Here is a 2632-nt window from a genome sequence, read left to right on the forward strand (position 1 = left end):
TATCTGCAACCTCAAAACAGTGTTTTGAGCTGACTTCGTCAGTTCTATCTGCAACCTCAAAACAGTGTTTTGAGCTGACTTCGTCAGTTCTATCTGCAACCTCAAAACAGTGTTTTGAGCTGACTTCGTCAGTTCTATCTGCAACCTCAAAACAGTGTTTTGAGCTGACTTCGTCAGTTCTATCTACAACCTCAAAACAGTGTTTTGAGCTGACTTCGTCAGTTCTATCTACAACCTCAAAACAGTGTTTTGAGCAGCCTGCGGCTAACTTCCTAGTTTGCTCTTTGATTTTCATTGAGTATAAACTTCTTTTCACAAAAAGGATATGAAGCCCTCTGGTCAAGAGTTTCCCCATCCTATCTTCTATTCTTTATTTTGCTTCTACACGGACACCTTGGGTATCAACTCTCAAGTCATGCAGTTTTCCTTTGAAAGGTTGCTTTTCCAATTCTGCCTTAATTGTTGGCATCTTGTCATGAGAAGCCAGAACCATAACTGTCGGCCCAGCACCAGAAAGGTAGGTTGCATAGGCTCCATTTTCTTTGGTCACTTGCTTAATCATCGCAAATTCTCTTACCAAGTCCTGACGATAGCGCTCATGGAAGAGGTCTCCCTCGATTGCTTGCCCAGCGGTCACCATGTCTCCTGCCAACAAGGCAGCAACAGCTACATTGGCGATAGAACTTGCAGCAACAGCTTCCTTATAAGACAATTTTTTAGGCAAGACACTACGGCTGTCGCGAGTACGTAATTCATAGTTTGGAATGTAAGCTAGAAAATCACACTCTGGAAAGTCTGCTACGATAGCAGAGACTTGCCCTTCAACAGAACTTGCAATAACGAGATTACCATAAATGGCTGGAGCCACATTGTCAGGATGCCCTTCAATCTTGGTCGCTAACTGCAATTTTTCATGGTCTGATAAGTTGAGTTGACCCAGTTGGTTGGCTAGTTCAATCCCAGCAACGATAACCGAGCTGGAAGAACCCAAACCGCGCGCCAAAGGGACATCACTGGTCATTTTCAAGCGTCTTGGTTGCAAGTCTGGTACAACTTGCAAAGCGATTTTGAGCAAGAGATTACGCTCATCATGTGGAATCCATTTGCCAATCTGGTGTTCAATCAGCCACTCATCTCGTTCTTCGCAGACCTCAATTTGAAGATACTTGGTTACAGCTACACCGACCGAGTCAAAACCTGGCCCGATATTGGCACTGGTTGCAGGTACAATAATCTTCATCTTATTCTCCTAGCACCTTGAAGGTATTCAAGAGGTCGAATTCTGAAACCTTCTTCAATTCAGCTGAGACATTTTCAAGCTGGGCTTTATTAATCTTGTGTGTGATGATAACGACACGCGCCTTGTCACCCTCTTTGCCATCTTGAAGGATTTGCTTAAAGGAAATATCTTGAGCATTGAAGATTTCAGCCAACTTCAAGACCTGACCTTTTGAGTCTGGAGCCAAGATTGAGAAATAGTAGTTTGCTTTGACATCTTCAGGATTTGCCAAGACCAAGTCACGGCTATATTCGTTGAAGTCTTTGCCAATGGTACCATCATTCAAACGACGAACGATACGGACAATATCAGCTACAACACTTGTTGCAGTTGGTTTTTGACCCGCACCTGGTCCGTAGTACATAGACTCACCAATACCGATAGATTCTACAAAGACAGCGTTCATTACGCCATTCACACTAGCAAGTGGGTGCGCTTTAGGTAGGAAGGTTGGAGTCACTTCTGCAGCAATACCTGAAGAAGTTTCCTCAATAGAACCAACCAATTTCACTACGTAACCAAGCTCTTGAGCTACAGCTACGTCTTCTGGTGTGATATTGCGGATTCCCTTGTGGGCTACATCATCAAAGGCAATCTTCATGCCAAAGGCAAATTGGCTCAAAATAACCATCTTGTAGGCTGCATCAATCCCATCTACGTCATTCGTCGGATCGCTTTCTGCAAATCCTAGACGTTGTGCTTCCGCAAGAGCATCATCGTAAGACCAGCCTTCTTCCACCATCTTGGTCACCATGAAGTTGGAAGTTCCGTTGACTACTCCAAGCACGCGCGTAATTTTATCAGAAGCCAAGGAATTTGCTAAAGTACGAAGAATTGGAATCCCACCAGCAACTGCTGCTTCGTAGTAAAGTGCTACCTTGTTAGCTTGAGCGATTTCTAGCAATTCTGCGCCATGGACAGCTAAAAGGTCCTTGTTAGCAGTAACAACGTGTTTTCCAGCTTCCAAGGCACGAGTGATAAAGGTTTTAGCAGGCTCAATACGCCCCATCAATTCCACTACGATAGTAATATCTTGGTCTGATAAAATATCATCCACATTGGTTACAAAGTTAAAGTCATTCCCTGCTGCAAGCAAGCGATTTTTTTCATCTTCATCCTTGACCAATACCTTAGCAACTTTGATATCTGAATGTGCTGATTGATTGATTTTTCCTCCATTTTCCTTTAGGAGGAAAGGCACACCACTTGCAACGGTACCAAATCCTAGTAAAGCAATTTTAACTGTCATCTTTATCTCCTCGAAATTTTCTAATATAGCCATTATAACAGAATTTTGTGAAAATTCCTATTATAGTAAATCACTATTTCAGTATAAAAGTCATAACCACCCGT

At 42.9% G+C, this 2632-nt stretch carries 3 protein-coding genes; all 3 read right to left on the bottom strand.

All coding sequences use genetic code 11. The features are described from left to right. Nucleotides 1–295: hypothetical protein (locus tag HT719_RS11835; RefSeq protein WP_345790050.1), on the bottom strand; the 295-nt coding region annotated here is incomplete at its 3' end. A 75-nt stretch (nt 296–370) separates the two neighbouring features. Next, complete coding sequence (gene thrB, locus HT719_RS11025) at nt 371–1240, bottom strand: homoserine kinase (protein ID WP_016397884.1); 870 nt, start codon at nt 1238–1240, stop codon at nt 371–373. Nucleotide 1241: 1 nt separating this feature from the next. Beyond that, nucleotides 1242–2528: a homoserine dehydrogenase gene (locus tag HT719_RS11030; protein WP_000216383.1), complete on the bottom strand. Its 1287-nt coding sequence runs from the start codon at nt 2526–2528 to the stop codon at nt 1242–1244. Nucleotides 2529–2632: the final 104 nt, after the last annotated feature.

The sequence above is a fragment of the Streptococcus sp. k-378 genome, assembly GCF_013277505.1.
In the GTDB taxonomy this organism is placed as follows: domain Bacteria; phylum Bacillota; class Bacilli; order Lactobacillales; family Streptococcaceae; genus Streptococcus; species Streptococcus pseudopneumoniae.

Coding starts and splice junctions, on each gene's coding strand:
- HT719_RS11030 (WP_000216383.1), bottom strand. CDS start 2,528: ATGACAGTTAAAATTGCTTTACTAGGATTTGGTACCGTTGCAAGTGGT.
- thrB (WP_016397884.1), bottom strand. CDS start 1,240: ATGAAGATTATTGTACCTGCAACCAGTGCCAATATCGGGCCAGGTTTT.